Source organism: Pseudomonas sp. PvP089, from assembly GCF_017875165.1.
In the GTDB taxonomy this organism is placed as follows: domain Bacteria; phylum Pseudomonadota; class Gammaproteobacteria; order Pseudomonadales; family Pseudomonadaceae; genus Aquipseudomonas; species Aquipseudomonas fortuita.
In genome coordinates this window covers 5,146,859-5,162,124 of sequence record NZ_JAGGME010000001.1, presented here as the reverse complement: position 1 = coordinate 5,162,124, position 15,266 = coordinate 5,146,859, and the positions used below count along the sequence as shown (strand labels likewise).

The following is a 15,266-nucleotide window of genomic DNA, read 5'->3' as shown; positions in this document are numbered from 1 at the left end:
ATGAACGACTTGCAACCGCGCGCCGCACCCGTGCACAACGTCAAGGGTGAGTTGTACCTGCAGTTTCGCCTCAGGGAGCAGCGCTTTGCCCTGAGCGTGCACGAGGTGATCGAGGTGCTGCCGCGCCAGCCGCTCAAGCCGATTGCCCAGGCACCTGCCTGGGTCGCGGGCATCCTCGCCCATCGCGGCCAACTGGTCCCGGTGATCGACCTTGCCGCGCTGAGTTTTGGCCAACCTGCGGCGCAACGCACCAGTACGCGCCTGGTGCTGGTGCACTACCGTGGCAGCCTGCAGCTTGGCCTGATCCTGGAACAGGCCACTGAAACCCTGCGTTGCCAACCCGACGAGTTCCAGCCCTATGGCGTGGACACGGGCGAAGCGCCATATCTGGGCCCGGTGCGCCAGGATGCTCTGGGCCTGCTGCAGCGCATCGAAGTCAATGACCTGCTGACCGACGCCGTGCACCAATTGCTGTACACGCAAGACCCGACAGGGATGCTTACATGAACGAGCAGCGTTTTTTCCGCTTCCTGCGTGAGCGTATCGGCCTGGACGTGGAGTCGGTGGGCGCGCCCATGGTCGAACGCGCACTGCGCCAGCGTTGCGTTGCCGTGGGCGCGGCGGACCTGGAAGATTACTGGCTGCGTCTGCAGCAGTCGACGGATGAGCAACAAGCGCTGATCGAAGCGGTGATCGTCCCGGAAACCTGGTTTTTCCGATATCCCGAATCCTTCACGGCACTGGGCAGCCTGGCCCACAAACGCCAGGCCCAACTGGCGGGCGCGCGGCCACTGCGATTGCTCAGCCTGCCTTGCTCAACCGGCGAGGAACCCTATTCGCTGGCCATGGCCTTGCTCGACGCCGGCATGGCGCCGGGCGCATTCATCATTGATGGCATGGACATCAGCCCCAACTCGGTAGCCAAGGCCGGGCAGGCTGTGTATGGCCGCAATGCTTTCCGTGGCAGCGAACTGGGCTTTCGCGAACGCTATTTCGATGCGCTGGACGAAGGCCACCGCCTGCATGAACGGGTACGCCAGCAGGTCAGCCTGCAGGTGGGCAATGTGCTTGACCCGGCGTTGGCCAGCCGCGATGGGCTGTATGACTTCGTGTTCTGCCGCAATCTGTTGATCTATTTCGACGTGCCTACCCAACAGCGTGTGTTCGAAGTGCTCAAGCGCCTGTTGCATCCACAGGGTGTGCTGTTCATCGGCCCGGCCGAAGGCAGCTTGTTGGCGCGCCTGGGCATGCGTCCGCTAGGGATCGCCCAGTCGTTTGCCTATGTGCGCCAGCAAGGTAACAGCACCCCGTTGCCGGCGACACCCGCCCAGCCCGCGAGGCGGACGCTGGCGACTTTACCCGCATCAGGTTATCCGCCGCCCGGCGTGCCGATGCGGCGCCCGCTGCGGGTGCTGCCGGCGGTGACCCGTCCTGCGCCAGCCCGTGAGCACAAGCCCGAGGCCGCCAGCGAGTTGCTGGCCAGCATTGCCCGGCTGGCCAATGCCGGCGCCAGCGAACAGGCGCGTGAAGAATGCCAGCGCTACCTGAAGCAGTATCCGCCGTCCGCCCAGGTGTACTACTGGCTGGGGCTGCTCAGTGATACCGAGGGCGATGCGCAGCAGGCGCTGACCCACTATCGCAAGGCCCTGTACCTGGAACCACAGCACCCCGAAGCGCTGGTGCACCTGGCCGCCTTGCTGGCGGCCCAGGGCGATCTGGCCGGCGCCCGGCGCCTGCAGGATCGCGCAGTGCGGGCTGGTCGGGAGCCTGAACGATGAACACTGAATCCGCGTTGCAACTGCTCGCCGAGGATGACGCGCACATCGACGACTGCTGGAACCGTATTGGCGTGCACGGCGACAAGCAGTGCCCGCTGCTGGAGCGGCATGTTCATTGCCGCAATTGCGAGGTGTATGCCGCTGCGGCTACGCGTTTGCTCGACCGCTATGCGCTGATGCCGGATCACCAGGCAGCAGCGGTACAACAGGTCGAAGAAAACACCGGCCGCTCCATGCTGCTATTTCGACTGGGCGAAGAATGGCTGGCGCTGGCCACTGCCAGCCTGGCCGAAATCGCCCCGCTACAGGCTGTGCATTCGCTGCCGCACCAGCGCTCGCGGCTGCTGCAGGGGGTTGCCAATGTGCGCGGTGCGTTGGTCCCATGCCTGTCGCTGGCTGATTTGCTGGGTGTGCAGGCCGGCACCGCCGAGCAACGGAGCGGTCGGGCCATGCCCCGCATGCTGATTCTGGCTGCCGCAGGTGGGCCTGTAGTGATGGCCGTCGAGGAAATCGACGGTATCCACCGGCTCGACCCATTGCTGCTGGGCAGCGGCCAGGACGCCTCACGCTTCACCGCTGCTGTCCTGCAGTGGCGCGGCCGCAGCGTGCGGGTGCTGGACGATCAACACCTACTGTCTGCCGTGCAGCGGAGCCTGTCATGACCCCAGAGCAAATGCGCGACGCATCGTTGCTCGAACTGTTCAGCCTGGAGGCCGAGGCGCAGACCCAGGTGCTGAGTGCTGGCTTGATGGCACTGGAACGCAACCCCACCCAGGCTGACCAGCTTGAGGCGTGCATGCGTGCTGCTCACTCGCTCAAGGGGGCCGCGCGCATCGTCGGGGTGGATGCTGGTGTCAGCGTTGCCCACGTCATGGAAGATTGCCTGGTGGCGGCGCAGGAAGGTCGGCTGCGGCTGACCGCCGAGCACATTGACACACTGTTGCAGGGGACCGACCTGCTGATGCGTATCGCCACGCCAGGCGATGCCGCGGCGCAGGCGACCTTGCCGGTGTTTCTTGCGCAGATGGCCAGCCTGCTCGACCCGGGCGCTGCGATGCCTGCACCGCCGCTGGCTGCACCCGTGGTCCCAGAGCCGCCGTTGGCAAGCTTGCCGTCTGCCCCCCCGGTATTGCCAGCCGAACCGCCGGAGTCAGAGGCAGAGCCCGAGCCGATTCTGCAGCGCAAGGCTGGCAAGCGCGCAGGCGAAGGTGCCGAGCGGGTACTGCGTGTCACCGCCGACCGCCTCAATAGTCTGCTCGACCTGTCCAGCAAGTCGCTGGTGGAAACCCAGCGGCTCAAGCCTTACCTGGCCACCCTGCAACGCCTCAAACGCATGCACGGCCAAGGCATGCAGGCGCTCGACGGCTTGCGCCTGCAACTCGAGGACAGTGGCCAGAGCAGCGAGGTGCTCGAAGCCCTGGCGCAAACCCAGCGTCTGCTGGCGGAAACCCAGCAGATCCTGCAGCAGCAGGCGGCCGACCTGGACGAGTTCGGCTGGCAGGCCAGCCAGCGTGCGCAGTTGCTGTATGACACGGCCCTGGCTTGCCGCATGCGGCCGTTTGCCGACGTGCTGACCGGGCAGAGCCGCATGGTCCGCGACCTGGGCCGTTCGCTGGGCAAGCCGGTGCGGTTAGTGGTGGAAGGGGAGAAAACCCAGGTCGATCGCGATGTGCTGGAAAAGCTCGAAGCACCGCTGACGCACCTGTTGCGCAATGCCGTCGACCACGGCATCGAATTGCCCCAGCGGCGCCTGCTGGCGGGCAAGCCCGACGAAGGCGTGATCCGCCTGCGGGCTTCGCACCAGGCCGGCATGCTCAGCCTGGAGCTGATCGACGATGGCGCCGGTATCGACCTGGAGCGCCTGCGCAGCAGCATCGTCGAGCGTGCCCTGTCGCCCGCCGACACTGTGGCGCGCATGAGCGAGGCGGAACTGCTGACGTTCCTGTTCCTGCCTGGTTTCAGCCTGCGCGACACGGTCACCGAGGTGTCCGGGCGCGGTGTGGGGCTGGATGCGGTGCAGCACATGATCCGCGAGCTGCGCGGCTCAATAGAGCTGACCCAGGTGGCGGGGCAGGGCTGCCGCTTCCACCTGCAGGTACCGCTGACCTTGTCGGTGGTACGTAGCCTGGTTGTCGAGGTGGGCGGTGAAGCCTACGCCTTCCCGCTGGCCCATATCGAACGCACGCTGGAGGTGACCGCCGAGCAGATCGTACAGATCGAAGGGCGCCAGCATTTCTGGCATGAAGGCCGGCATATCGGCCTGGTGGCAGCCAGCCAGTTGCTCAACCGCCCGGCCGGGCAAAGCGACGAAGCCAGCCTGCGCGTGGTGGTGATCCGCGAGCGCGAGCAACTGTATGGCGTGGCCGTGGAGCGGCTGGTGGGCGAGCGGGTGCTGGTGGTGATGCCACTCGACTCACGGCTGGGCAAGGTGCAGGACATTTCCTCTGGCGCTTTGCTCGATGATGGCTCGGTGGTACTGATCGTCGATGTCGAAGACTTGCTGCGCTCGGTGGAAAAACTGCTCAGCACCGGCAGCCTGGAACGCGTCGAGCGCGGCAGCAGCGGTGCCCGCGGCGTGGTCCGTAAACGCATCCTGGTGGTCGACGACTCGCTGACCGTGCGCGAGCTGCAGCGCAAGCTGCTGGGCAACCGCGGCTACGATGTGGCGGTGGCGGTAGATGGCATGGACGGCTGGAACGCCCTGCGCGGCGAGGACTTCGACCTGCTGATCACCGACATCGACATGCCGCGCATGGACGGCATCGAGCTGGTCACCCTGGTTCGCCGCGACCAGCGCCTGCAGTCGCTGCCGGTAATGGTGGTGTCCTATAAAGACCGTGAGGAAGACCGACGGCGTGGCCTGGATGCAGGCGCCGACTACTATTTGGCAAAGGCCAGTTTCCACGACGATGCGTTGCTGGATGCTGTGGTGGAGCTGATCGGAGGTGCTCAGGGATGAAGATCGCCATCGTCAATGACATGCCCATGGCCGTCGAGGCGCTGCGCCGGGCGGTCGCCCTGGAGCCTGCTCACCAGGTGGTGTGGGTGGCCAGCAACGGCGCCGAGGCGGTGCAGCGCTGCGCCGAGCAATTGCCGGACCTGATCCTGATGGACCTGATCATGCCGGTAATGGACGGCGTGGAGGCCACCCGGCGGATCATGGCCGAAACCCCGTGCGCCATCGTCATCGTCACGGTGGACCGCAAACAGAATGTGCACAGGGTGTTCGAGGCCATGGGACATGGTGCCCTCGACGTGGTCGATACCCCGGCGCTGGGCGCTGGCGATGCCCGCGAAGCGGCGGCACCGCTGCTGCGCAAGATCCTCAATATCGGCTGGTTGGTCGGCCAGCAGCGCAGCCCTGCCGCAAAGCCGGTTGCCGCGCCCGTGCGCGAGGCTTCCCAGCGTCGCGGGCTGGTGGCGATCGGCTCGTCTGCGGGTGGCCCGGCGGCCCTCGAAGTGCTGCTCAAGGGTTTGCCGGCAGCGTTTCCGGCGGCCATCGTGCTGGTCCAGCATGTGGACCAGGTGTTTGCCGCAGGGATGGCCGAATGGCTCAGCAGCGCAGCAGGCCTGCCGGTGCGCCTGGCCCGCGAAGGCGAGCCGCCGCAGCCGGGCCAGGTGTTGCTGGCAGGCACCAACCACCACATTCGCCTGCTACAGAATGGCCAACTGGCCTACACTGCCGAGCCTGTCAATGAAATCTATCGGCCATCGATCGATGTGTTCTTCGAAAGCGTGGCACGTTACTGGAATGGCGATGCGGTGGGCGTGCTGCTCACCGGTATGGGCCGCGACGGCGCCCAGGGCCTGAAGCTGATGCGTCAGCAGGGCTTTCTGACCATTGCCCAGGACCAGGCCAGCAGCGCAGTGTACGGCATGCCCAAGGCTGCTGCGGCCATTGATGCCGCGGTGGAAATTCGCCCGCTTGAACGCATCGCCGGGCGCTTGACGGACTTTTTCGCAAAATGACGAAATGTAATGAATCACGCCGCCAGGCCGGCAGTGATCGGGTGAACAGGTATGAATGAATTACCGATCGAGGGTTTTCCCACCACCAACGAGAACTCGGCGATGGTGCTGCTGGTCGACGACCAGGCCATGATCGGCGAGGCGGTGCGGCGGGGGCTGGCCAATGAAGACAACATCGACTTCCACTTCTGTGCCGATCCGCACCAGGCGGTGCTACAGGCCATGCGCATCAAGCCCACGGTAATCCTCCAGGACCTGATCATGCCTGGTCTTGACGGTCTGACCCTGGTGCGCGAATACCGCAACAACCCGGCCACTCAGGACATCCCGATCATCGTCCTGTCGACCAAGGAAGACCCGCTGGTGAAGAGCGCGGCGTTTGCCGCCGGGGCCAACGACTATCTGGTCAAGCTGCCGGATACCATCGAACTGGTCGCGCGTATTCGCTACCACTCACGCTCCTACCTCACGCTGTTGCAACGCGACGAGGCCTACCGCGCCTTGCGCGTCAGCCAGCAGCAGCTGCTCGATTCCAACCTGATGCTGCAGCGGCTGATGAACTCCGATGGCCTGACCGGGCTGTCCAATCGCCGCCACTTCGACGAGTACCTGGAGCTGGAATGGCGCCGCGCCATGCGGGAACAGCAGCAGCTGTCGTTGCTGATGATCGATGTGGATTATTTCAAGGCCTACAACGACAGCTTCGGTCACCTTGCCGGCGACGAGGCTTTGCGTCAGGTAGCCGAGGCGATCCGTGGCTCGTGCTCGCGGCCGACCGACCTGCCGGCCCGCTATGGTGGCGAGGAGTTTGCGCTGGTGCTGCCCAATACGTCGCCCGGCGGGGCACGCCTGGTGGCCGAGAAGCTGCGCCAGACCGTGCTGGCCCTGGGCATCCCGCACACCGCTCCGGCTGCCGATGCCCGCCTGACCGTGAGCATTGGCCTGGCCACCCAGACCCCGGCCGTCGGCAGCCACTGCCGGCTGTTGATCTCGGCGGCGGACAAAGGCTTGTACCAGGCCAAGAACAGCGGGCGGAACCAGGTTGGCATTGCCTGACGGCAGGTACGCCGCTGCCATGGGGTAAATACGGCGCTCCGGTCGCCCGGCGGGTCTGCCGTCGTGCAGCGGACTCGGTTATACTCGCAGGCTTTTCACCGAATTCGCACGAGTAGCCAGCCCATGGAAATCCAACCGATCCTGAACACCATCAAGGACCTCACCGAGCGTTCCCAGTCCATTCGGGGGTATCTTTGACTACGATCACAAGCATGACCGCCTGATCGAAGTCAACCGCGAGCTGGAAGACCCCAACGTCTGGAACAAGCCCGAGTACGCCCAGGCCCTGGGCCGCGAGCGTGCCATGCTGGCACAGGTCGTCGAGACCCTGGACAAGCTGTCCAATGGCCTGTCCGACTGCAAGGACCTGCTCGACATGGCTGTCGAGGAAGAGGACGAAAGCGCTGTCAGCGACGTCGAGACCGAGCTGCAGGGCCTGGAAGAGTCCCTGGCGCAGCTTGAGTTCCGTCGCATGTTCAGCGGCGAAATGGACATGAACAACGCCTACCTGGATATCCAGGCCGGCTCCGGCGGTACCGAGGCGCAGGACTGGGCCAACATCCTGCTGCGCATGTACCTGCGCTGGGCCGACAAGCGTGGTTTTGACGCCACCATCATCGAGCTTTCCGAAGGTGAAGTCGCCGGCATCAAGGGCGCCACCGTGCACATCAAGGGCGAGTATGCCTTCGGCTGGCTGCGTACCGAAATCGGTGTGCACCGCCTGGTGCGCAAGAGCCCGTTCGACTCCGGTGCCCGTCGCCACACCTCGTTCTCGGCGGTATTCGTGTCGCCCGAAATCGACGACAAGGTCGAGATCGAGATCAACCCGTCCGACCTGCGCATCGACACCTACCGTTCCTCCGGTGCCGGTGGTCAGCACGTGAACACCACCGACTCGGCCGTACGTATTACCCACGTGCCGACCAACACCGTGGTGGCCTGTCAGAACGAACGCTCCCAGCACGCCAACAAAGACACCGCCATGAAAATGCTGCGGGCCAAGTTGTACGAGCTGGAAATGCAGAAGCGCAATGCTGCTTCGCAGGCGCTGGAAGACAGCAAGTCGGACATCGGCTGGGGCCACCAGATCCGTTCCTACGTACTGGATGACTCGCGCATCAAAGACCTGCGCACAGGCGTAGAGCGCAGCGACTGCCAGAAAGTGCTGGACGGTGACCTGGACCAGTACCTGGAAGCAAGCCTCAAGCAAGGGCTGTAAGCCGCACTCCACTGCCGCGATACCTGGCTACCCGCCGGTATCGCGTGCCCTGCCCGAATAGGGCAACGAATACCTGATGGAAAGAATGACGACATGAGCGACCTCAAGACCGAATCGCAAGACCTGCAACAGGAAGAAAATGCCCTGATCGCCCTGCGCAAGGAAAAACTTGCCGCCGAGCGCGCCAAAGGCAACGCCTTCCCCAACGACTTCCGTCGCGACAGCTACTGCAACGACCTGCAGAAACAGTACGCGGACAAGACCAAGGAAGAGCTGGAAGCAGCCGCGATCCCGGTCAAGGTTGCCGGCCGTATCATGCTCAACCGTGGCTCGTTCATGGTGATCCAGGACATGACCGGTCGTATCCAGGTCTACGTCAACCGCAAGACCCTGCCAGAAGAAACCCTGGCCGCAGTCAAGACCTGGGACCTGGGCGACATCATCAGCGCCGAAGGCACACTGGCCCGTTCCGGCAAGGGCGACCTGTACGTCGAAATGACCAACGTGCGCCTGCTGACCAAGTCGCTGCGCCCGCTGCCCGACAAGCACCATGGCCTGACCGACACCGAGCAGCGCTACCGCCAGCGTTACGTCGACCTGATGGTCAACGAAGAAACCCGCCACACGTTCCGTGTGCGTTCGCAGGTGATCTCGCACATTCGCAAGTTCCTCATCGAGCGTGACTTCCTCGAAGTTGAAACGCCAATGCTGCAGACCATCCCGGGCGGCGCGGCGGCCAAGCCGTTCGAAACCCACCACAACGCCCTGGACATGGCCATGTTCCTGCGTATCGCGCCGGAGCTGTACCTCAAGCGCCTGGTGGTCGGTGGCTTTGAAAAGGTGTTCGAGATCAACCGCAACTTCCGTAACGAAGGTGTTTCGACGCGTCACAACCCTGAATTCACCATGCTCGAGTTCTACCAGGCCTACGCCGATTACCGCGACAACATGGACCTCACCGAGGAACTGTTCCGCGAGCTGGCACAGCTTGTACTGGGCTCTACCGACGTGCCGTACGGCGACAAGGTGTTCCACTTCGGCGAGCCGTTCGTGCGCCTGTCGGTGTTCGACTCGATCCTCAAGTACAACCCGGAACTGACCGCTGCCGACCTGCAGGACGTTGACCGCGCCCGCGACATCGCCAAGAAGGCCGGTGCCAAGGTGCTGGGCCACGAAGGCCTGGGCAAGCTGCAGGTGATGATTTTCGAAGAGCTGGTCGAGCACAAGCTGGAGCAGCCGCACTTCATCACCGAGTACCCGTTCGAAGTGTCGCCGCTGGCCCGTCGTAACGACGACAACCCGGCTGTCACCGACCGCTTCGAGCTGTTCATCGGTGGCCGCGAAATCGCCAACGCCTACTCCGAGCTCAACGATGCCGAGGACCAGGCCGAGCGCTTCCTGGCCCAGGTGGCCGAGAAGGACGCCGGTGACGACGAAGCCATGCACTACGACGCCGACTTCGTGCGTGCGCTGGAATACGGCATGCCGCCGACCGCCGGTGAAGGCATCGGTATCGACCGGCTGGTGATGCTGTTGACCAACTCGCCGTCGATCCGCGACGTGATCCTGTTCCCGCACATGCGTCCACAGGCCTGAGTGAATTGAACAAGCCGCCTTTCGAGGCGGCTTTTTCTTGCCTGAAGCTTTATGTTGGCTGTACTGGCCTCTTCGCGGGCACGCCCGCTCCTACAGGTCTTGCAAATACCCTGAATGATGCGGGGTCCCTGTGGGAGCGGGCGTGCCCGCGAAGAGGCCGGCACTGATGAAACACTGCCCATGAGGTATCCCCCGTGACACCCGCCATGCCTGATCAAGGCGCCGCCGGCATCGCTACCGCCGTCGCCGAAAACGTGCAATACCAAGGTCGCAAGACTGCCCGCCAAGGCAGCGAACAGCGCCGCCAGCTGATCCTCGACGCCGCCATGCGCATCGTTGTGCGCGATGGGGTTCGCGGTGTGCGCCACCGTGCGGTGGCCGCCGAGGCCGCTGTGCCGCTGTCGGCCACCACCTACTACTTCAAGGACATCGAGGACCTGCTCACCGACACCTTCGCCCAATATGTCGAGCGCAGTGCCGCCTACATGGCCAAACTGTGGGCCAACACCGAGGTGGTGTTGCGCCAGTTGCTGGCCCAGGGCGACGGCAGCCCGCAGGCACGGGCGCGGCTGGCTGACGAAGTGGCGCGCATGACTGCCGACTATGTGCAGCGGCAACTGCTGAACCGCCGCGATTTCCTGATGGCCGAACAGGCCTTTCGCCAGGAAGCGCTGCTGTGTCCACGCCTGGCTGAGCTGGTACGTGCCCACGAGCAGATCCTGCTGCACGGCACCCGGCAATTGTTGCAGGTGGTGGGATCGCGGCAACCGGAACAGGACGCCCAGATGTTGACGGCGATTATCGAGCAGATGGAATATCAGGGCCTGCTCAAGGATGCGAACGCGCAAGCCGATGGGCAGATGCTCGCTATGCTTACCCGATACCTGCAGCTGGTGCTGGCATCGGCCTGAGCCGAGACCGATTTTTCAAGGAGAACCTGATGAAAGCCTGGCGTGTGGTGTTGTTGACTCTGTCATTCCTGCTGCTGGGCGGTTGTCTGGTGACCTTCCATGAGCCTTTGCCCAGCAACCAGGCGGCGCCCAAGGCCCTGCTCGGCAAGTGGAGCAGCAAGGACGCCTGGGGCGAGCCGTTGAAGCTGACCATCAGCCGCAGCGGCGGCGGTGCCTACAAGGCGGTGGCCACGGCCAAGGGCAAGGCGCCTGAGGAATACGTGTTCACCGTTTCGCGCCACGGTAACCGCTGGTACCTGTCGGCAGGCGTGCCCAAGCGCCTGGGGGGCAACTTCCTGATCGGCGGTTTCGACATCGTCGAGGGCAAGGAGCTGGTGGTCTACAACCTGGATGTCGAGCAGGTGCAGCAGGCGGTGGACAAAAAGGAACTGACCGGGCGCAGTACCGAGGTGCCGGAAGACAACGGTGACGGCGTGCTGATCGACAGCCCGTCGGCGCGTGTGCTGGCCTACCTGGACGACCCGGCCAACTCCGATTTGTTCGTCGAAGTGGCGCGGTTCCAGCGTACTGGCAAGTAGTGACCTGTGCCGGCCTCTTCGCGGCTAAAGCCGCTCCCACAGGTACTGCATCAGGCTTGAGACCTGTGCGGTCCCCGTGGGAGCGGCTTTAGCCGCGAAGAGGCCAGTACAGGCAACACAAGGCTTGGCTCATTGTTGCAATAAGGAGTCCCCAGTGGACGAATACCAGCAAACCATCCGTGCCCTGTCTGACCGCATCGTGGCGGCACAGACCCCGATCCGGGTGCTGGACGCGGTGAAGTGGGACGACAACATTCGTCAGGGCTTCCTCAAGGGCAAGGGCAAGGAGCCGCCGGCCGTCGACCGTGCCTATTACCAGTCGCGCCCGCTGTCGTTCGACTCCGGCGCGGTCAAGGCCGAGTTCCAGGGCATCGAGCGCGACATCATCCGCCAGCTTGGCCAGTTCAACCCGGTCGGGCAGATCATGAAGCGCATGTGCCGCGAATACCGCATGGTGGTGCGTATGCTCGAAGCGCGCGGTACCGAGGACTTTGGCCTTATCTCCCAGGAGCTGTATGGTGCTGCCTCCGATGCCTTCCATGCCGGTGACCCGACCCTGGCCGACCTCGGCCTGATGCTGTCGGACTACCTGAACAACATCGATGGCCGTGGCGACCTGAAGGACGAACCGAAAAACCTCACCGCCAAGGAGGCCGTGGAGATCCTTCAGCACCGGCTGAACAAGGTGTTCGGCGAGGCCGAGGGAACCATCCGCGTGTTCGAGTCCGACGGTATCGTCGCCGATGCGGCGGCCGGTGCCGACTACATCAAGGTGCGCGCCGATGCCATGTTCAACGCGCGCGACGTGCGCGCCCTGGAGGTACACGAAGGGCTGGTGCATGTCGGCACCACGCTCAATGGCCTGAACCAGCCGATCTGCACCTTCCTGGCCAAGGGGCCGCCCTCGTCGACGGTTACCCAGGAAGGCCTGGCCATCCTCATGGAGGTGATTGCCTTTGCTTCCTACCCTAGCCGTCTGCGCAAGCTCACCAACCGCACCCGCGCCATCCACATGGTCGAGGAGGGCGCCGATTTCCTCCAGGTGTTCGATTTCTTCCGTGAGCAAGGCTTCGAGATCGCGCAGAGCTACAGCAATGCCAGCCGGGTGTTCCGCGGTTCGGTGCCCAATGGCCTGCCATTCACCAAGGATTTGTCCTACCTCAAGGGCTTCATCATGGTTTACAACTACATTCAGTTGGCCGTGAAAAAAGGCAAGCTCGAACAGATCCCGTTGCTGTTCTGTGGCAAGACCACCCTGGAAGACATGCGCACCCTGCGCCAACTGGTGGAGGAGGGCCTGGTCGAGCCGCCCAAGTACCTGCCCGAGCAGTTCCGCGACCTTAACGCGCTGTCGGCCTGGATGTGCTTCTCCAACTTCCTCAACCACCTGAGCCTGGACCGTATTGAAGCCGACTACGCGAACATTCTCTGACCGCTGCCGCCTGCTGGCGCTTGGCTTGCTGCTGTTGGGGCTGAGTGGCTGCAGCAGCTTGCTGTTCTACCCCGAGCGCGGTCAGGCGTTTACCCCCGAGCGCGCCAAACTCGCCTACCGCGATGTCACCCTTGTGACGTCGGACGGCCTGCGGCTGCATGGCTGGTGGTTGCCGGCCAAGGCCGGCATCGAGGTCAAGGGTACGGTGCTGCATTTGCACGGTAACGGCGGCAACCTGCCCGGGCACCTGGGGGGCAGCTACTGGCTGCCGGAGCAGGGTTACCAGGTGCTGATGATCGATTACCGCGGGTATGGCTTGTCGCAGGGCACGCCGAGCCTGCCAAACGTGTACGAAGATATCGCCGCTGCCATGGCCTGGCTGGACCAGGCCCCCGAGGTAAAGGGCAAGCCACTGGTGCTGCTGGGGCAAAGCCTAGGCGGGGCCATGGCCATTCACTACCTGGCGGCCCATCCCGAGCAGCGTCAGCGGTTCAGTGCGCTGGTGTTTGATGGGGTGCCAGCCAGTTACCGTTCAGTCGGGCGTTTTGCCCTCAGCACTTCGTGGATGACCTGGCCGTTACAGGTGCCGCTGTCGTGGCTGGTGCCGGACGGCGACAGCGCAATCCGTTCGATCGAGCAGCTCAGCAGCCCGCCCAAGCTGTTCTTCCACAGCATTGACGATAACCTGGTGCCGATGGACAACGGCATCCGCCTGTACCAGCACGCGCCACCGCCGCGGGTGCTGCAATTGACCCGTGGTGGCCACGTACAGACCTTCGCCGACCCCACGTGGCGCCAGGTGATGCTGCGTTTTCTTGATGACCCCAGCCATTTCAACGGCCTGCGGCGCCTGGCCGAAGTGCCCAATTACCCTGACGAGAACAACAAGCAATGAGTGAAGAACGCAACGCCATCCCGCTGATCCTGACCGGCGTCGGCAGCATCATCGTGACGGTGGGGGCCTTGTGGTACTACGGTTACCTGCATTTTGCCAAACCGGAGGATGCCCTGTTGTTGCAGGACTTCACCATGCTCAAGACGATTCCGGGCGAGGACTACAAGGTTTCGCTGGACCCGGCACCGCAAGTGGCCCAGTGCGTCGATGGCGTGCTGGTATTGTTCGACACCGAGCAGAAAGGCCTGACCGGGGTGCTGGTGGACAACCGCAAGCGTGCGGTGCGCTGCATGGGCGAGGAAACCCCGAAGCAGGTGAAGTGAGTGTTCGGCGCAGCATTTTGGGCGCCTGCGAGATCGAGCGCCGCGCGGGCGGCGCTCGATCTCGCAGGCGCCAGAACGCCATCGGCGGACAAAGAAAAGCCCCGCGTCGATCGCGGGGCTTTCTGTTCAGCTAGCCAGCCTTAACGCTGAACCTGGCTCATCGAGCGCGGTGCCACTGGCTGGTTGTCGTTGGAGATGGTCACCTCCACCCGACGGTTTTGCGCGCGGCCCGAATTGCTGCCGTTGTCCGCGACCGGGTACTCCTTGCCATAGCCCTGGGCGACGATGCGCGCCGGGTCTACGCCTGCACGTACCAGTGCCATGCGCACGCTGTTGGCACGGCGCTCGGACAGGCTCTGGTTGTAGTTGGCCGAGCCGACGCTGTCGGTGTAGCCCTCTACGATCACCTTGCGCTCCGGGTTTTCCTGAAGGAACTGGGCCAGTTTGGTGATGTTCGGGTAGGCGTTGCTCTTGAGTTCGGCTTTGTTGAAGTCGAACAGCACGTCGCCGAAGGTCACCAGCGTACCGCGGTCGGTCTGCTTGGCATTCAGGCTGTCCTGAAGCTTGGCGATCTGCGCGTCGCGGGCGTCCAGCTTGGCCTGGGCGCGCTGGGCCGAGGCGTTCTTCAACTCACCTTCGGCAGTACGCAGGGCAATGGTCTGCTTGGCCACTTCGACACGCTGGTTGGTCAGATAGGCCAGTTGGTCGACCTTCTTCTCGTCTTCACGGTCCATGTAAGCCTTGTCGGCTTTGTTCAGCCAATCCTGGGCATCTTTGGTCTCCAGTGCGGCGACTTTGCTTGCTTGCGGGTCGCTCTGCAGCGAGGAGAAGTTGGTACGGGCCGCTTCCAGATTGGCATTCGGGTCGTGCGAGCAGGCAGCAAGACCGACGCTGAGGGCCAGCAGGGCGGGAATCATGACGTGTTTGCGCATAGTGTTCATCCTTTGATCGAGTGCGAAGGCTAAGGTTGGCGGGGCAGGGCTCACTGAGCGCTGCGCAGGCCTTCCTCACGTACGTCCTGAACGCCCTGGCGGGCATCCTGCACGGCCTTCTGGGCCTTGGCCGCCTGGGCCTTGCGTTCGGCGAGGCGTGCGTCCCACTCGGCCTGTTGGGCCAGGCGCTTGGCCTCGTCGTACTTCTTGTCGTGCATGGCGATTTCGGCTTGCTTGAACTTGTCCTGGGCCGCTTTCATTTCCACGGCGGCGAACTCGGTGCCCCCCGCGCTGACGGCAGAGTTCACGGCGGACTGGGTAACGGCATACTGCTCGGTGGGCGGGTTGCCCGCACAGCCGGCCAGGACCAGGCTACTGCCCAGGGCCAGCGCGGCCAGCTTGAACCCGCGCACATGAGTAGATGACAGTTTGCTAGTGCGGGTCTTCATGGTGGTCAGCTCCATTGGATCACTCCTGATAACGACGATGTCCGTAGCAGTCCATCGCTCAATCCCTGACAAAACCGTGCGCTTCAGCTGAACGGTGCACGATGGCAGTGTGCAGGGTTTTAGCGTGA

General features: G+C 63.8%; 15 protein-coding genes. 13 read left to right on the top strand and 2 right to left on the bottom strand.

Translation table 11 applies throughout. The features are described from left to right. The 13 genes from J3A71_RS23555 (at window position 1) to J3A71_RS23495 (ending at window position 13,757) form a co-directional block, all read left to right on the top strand. Window positions 1–507: a chemotaxis protein CheW gene (locus J3A71_RS23555; protein ID WP_016485164.1), complete on the top strand. Its 507-nt coding sequence runs from the start codon at window positions 1–3 to the stop codon at window positions 505–507. Next, on the top strand, window positions 504–1,778 hold the full coding sequence (locus J3A71_RS23550) for a CheR family methyltransferase (protein ID WP_070086569.1): 1,275 nt from the start codon (window positions 504–506) through the stop codon (window positions 1,776–1,778). The genes J3A71_RS23555 and J3A71_RS23550 overlap by 4 nt, the downstream gene beginning before the upstream one ends. Next, window positions 1,775–2,440 carry a chemotaxis protein CheW gene (locus tag J3A71_RS23545; protein WP_016485166.1) on the top strand — a complete coding sequence of 222 codons (666 nt, stop codon included), beginning with the start codon at window positions 1,775–1,777 and terminating at the stop codon, window positions 2,438–2,440. Before J3A71_RS23550 ends, J3A71_RS23545 begins: the two co-directional genes overlap by 4 nt. After that, window positions 2,437–4,737 carry a hybrid sensor histidine kinase/response regulator gene (locus J3A71_RS23540; protein ID WP_209953341.1) on the top strand — a complete coding sequence of 767 codons (2,301 nt, stop codon included), beginning with the start codon at window positions 2,437–2,439 and terminating at the stop codon, window positions 4,735–4,737. Before J3A71_RS23545 ends, J3A71_RS23540 begins: the two co-directional genes overlap by 4 nt. Further along, window positions 4,734–5,747: a Wsp signal transduction system protein-glutamate methylesterase WspF gene (wspF, locus tag J3A71_RS23535; RefSeq protein WP_095115735.1), complete on the top strand. Its 1,014-nt coding sequence runs from the start codon at window positions 4,734–4,736 to the stop codon at window positions 5,745–5,747. The genes J3A71_RS23540 and wspF overlap by 4 nt, the downstream gene beginning before the upstream one ends. Before the next feature lie 51 nt (window positions 5,748–5,798). Continuing rightward, window positions 5,799–6,803, top strand: coding sequence for a Wsp signal transduction system regulator diguanylate cyclase WspR (gene wspR, locus J3A71_RS23530; protein ID WP_016485169.1), 1,005 nt, complete (start codon window positions 5,799–5,801; stop codon window positions 6,801–6,803). 123 nt (window positions 6,804–6,926) lie between these two features. Beyond that, window positions 6,927–8,022 (top strand): peptide chain release factor 2 gene (gene prfB / locus J3A71_RS23525; RefSeq protein ID WP_096425666.1). Its coding sequence is split into 2 segments (ribosomal slippage): window positions 6,927–6,998 and window positions 7,000–8,022, totalling 1,095 coding nucleotides; the frame shifts between segments, so codons are not numbered across the junction. Between the two features lie 93 nt (window positions 8,023–8,115). Continuing rightward, window positions 8,116–9,618: a lysine--tRNA ligase gene (lysS, locus tag J3A71_RS23520; RefSeq protein ID WP_012270790.1), complete on the top strand. Its 1,503-nt coding sequence runs from the start codon at window positions 8,116–8,118 to the stop codon at window positions 9,616–9,618. Window positions 9,619–9,824: 206 nt separating this feature from the next. Continuing rightward, window positions 9,825–10,529, top strand: coding sequence for a TetR family transcriptional regulator (locus J3A71_RS23515; RefSeq protein ID WP_016485171.1), 705 nt, complete (start codon window positions 9,825–9,827; stop codon window positions 10,527–10,529). Window positions 10,530–10,558: 29 nt separating this feature from the next. Continuing rightward, window positions 10,559–11,107: a hypothetical protein gene (locus J3A71_RS23510; protein ID WP_016485172.1), complete on the top strand. Its 549-nt coding sequence runs from the start codon at window positions 10,559–10,561 to the stop codon at window positions 11,105–11,107. Window positions 11,108–11,261: 154 nt separating this feature from the next. Further along, a complete protein-coding gene (locus J3A71_RS23505; RefSeq protein WP_016485173.1) occupies window positions 11,262–12,539 on the top strand; it encodes a flavohemoglobin expression-modulating QEGLA motif protein in 1,278 nt (425 codons plus the stop codon). Further along, window positions 12,511–13,434, top strand: a complete 924-nt coding sequence (locus tag J3A71_RS23500; RefSeq protein WP_209953339.1) for an alpha/beta hydrolase — start codon at window positions 12,511–12,513, stop codon at window positions 13,432–13,434. The genes J3A71_RS23505 and J3A71_RS23500 overlap by 29 nt, the downstream gene beginning before the upstream one ends. After that, window positions 13,431–13,757: a hypothetical protein gene (locus J3A71_RS23495; protein ID WP_016485175.1), complete on the top strand. Its 327-nt coding sequence runs from the start codon at window positions 13,431–13,433 to the stop codon at window positions 13,755–13,757. The genes J3A71_RS23500 and J3A71_RS23495 overlap by 4 nt, the downstream gene beginning before the upstream one ends. Window positions 13,758–13,897: 140 nt before the next feature. Here the strand turns inward: J3A71_RS23495 and J3A71_RS23490 are convergent, their stop codons facing one another. Both J3A71_RS23490 and J3A71_RS23485 read right to left on the bottom strand, forming a co-directional pair. Beyond that, window positions 13,898–14,689: an OmpA family protein gene (locus tag J3A71_RS23490; protein ID WP_016485176.1), complete on the bottom strand. Its 792-nt coding sequence runs from the start codon at window positions 14,687–14,689 to the stop codon at window positions 13,898–13,900. A gap of 50 nt (window positions 14,690–14,739) precedes the next feature. Next, entirely contained in the window at window positions 14,740–15,153 is a 414-nt protein-coding gene (locus J3A71_RS23485) for a DUF4398 domain-containing protein (protein WP_014592166.1), read from the bottom strand. Window positions 15,154–15,266 lie beyond the last annotated feature (113 nt).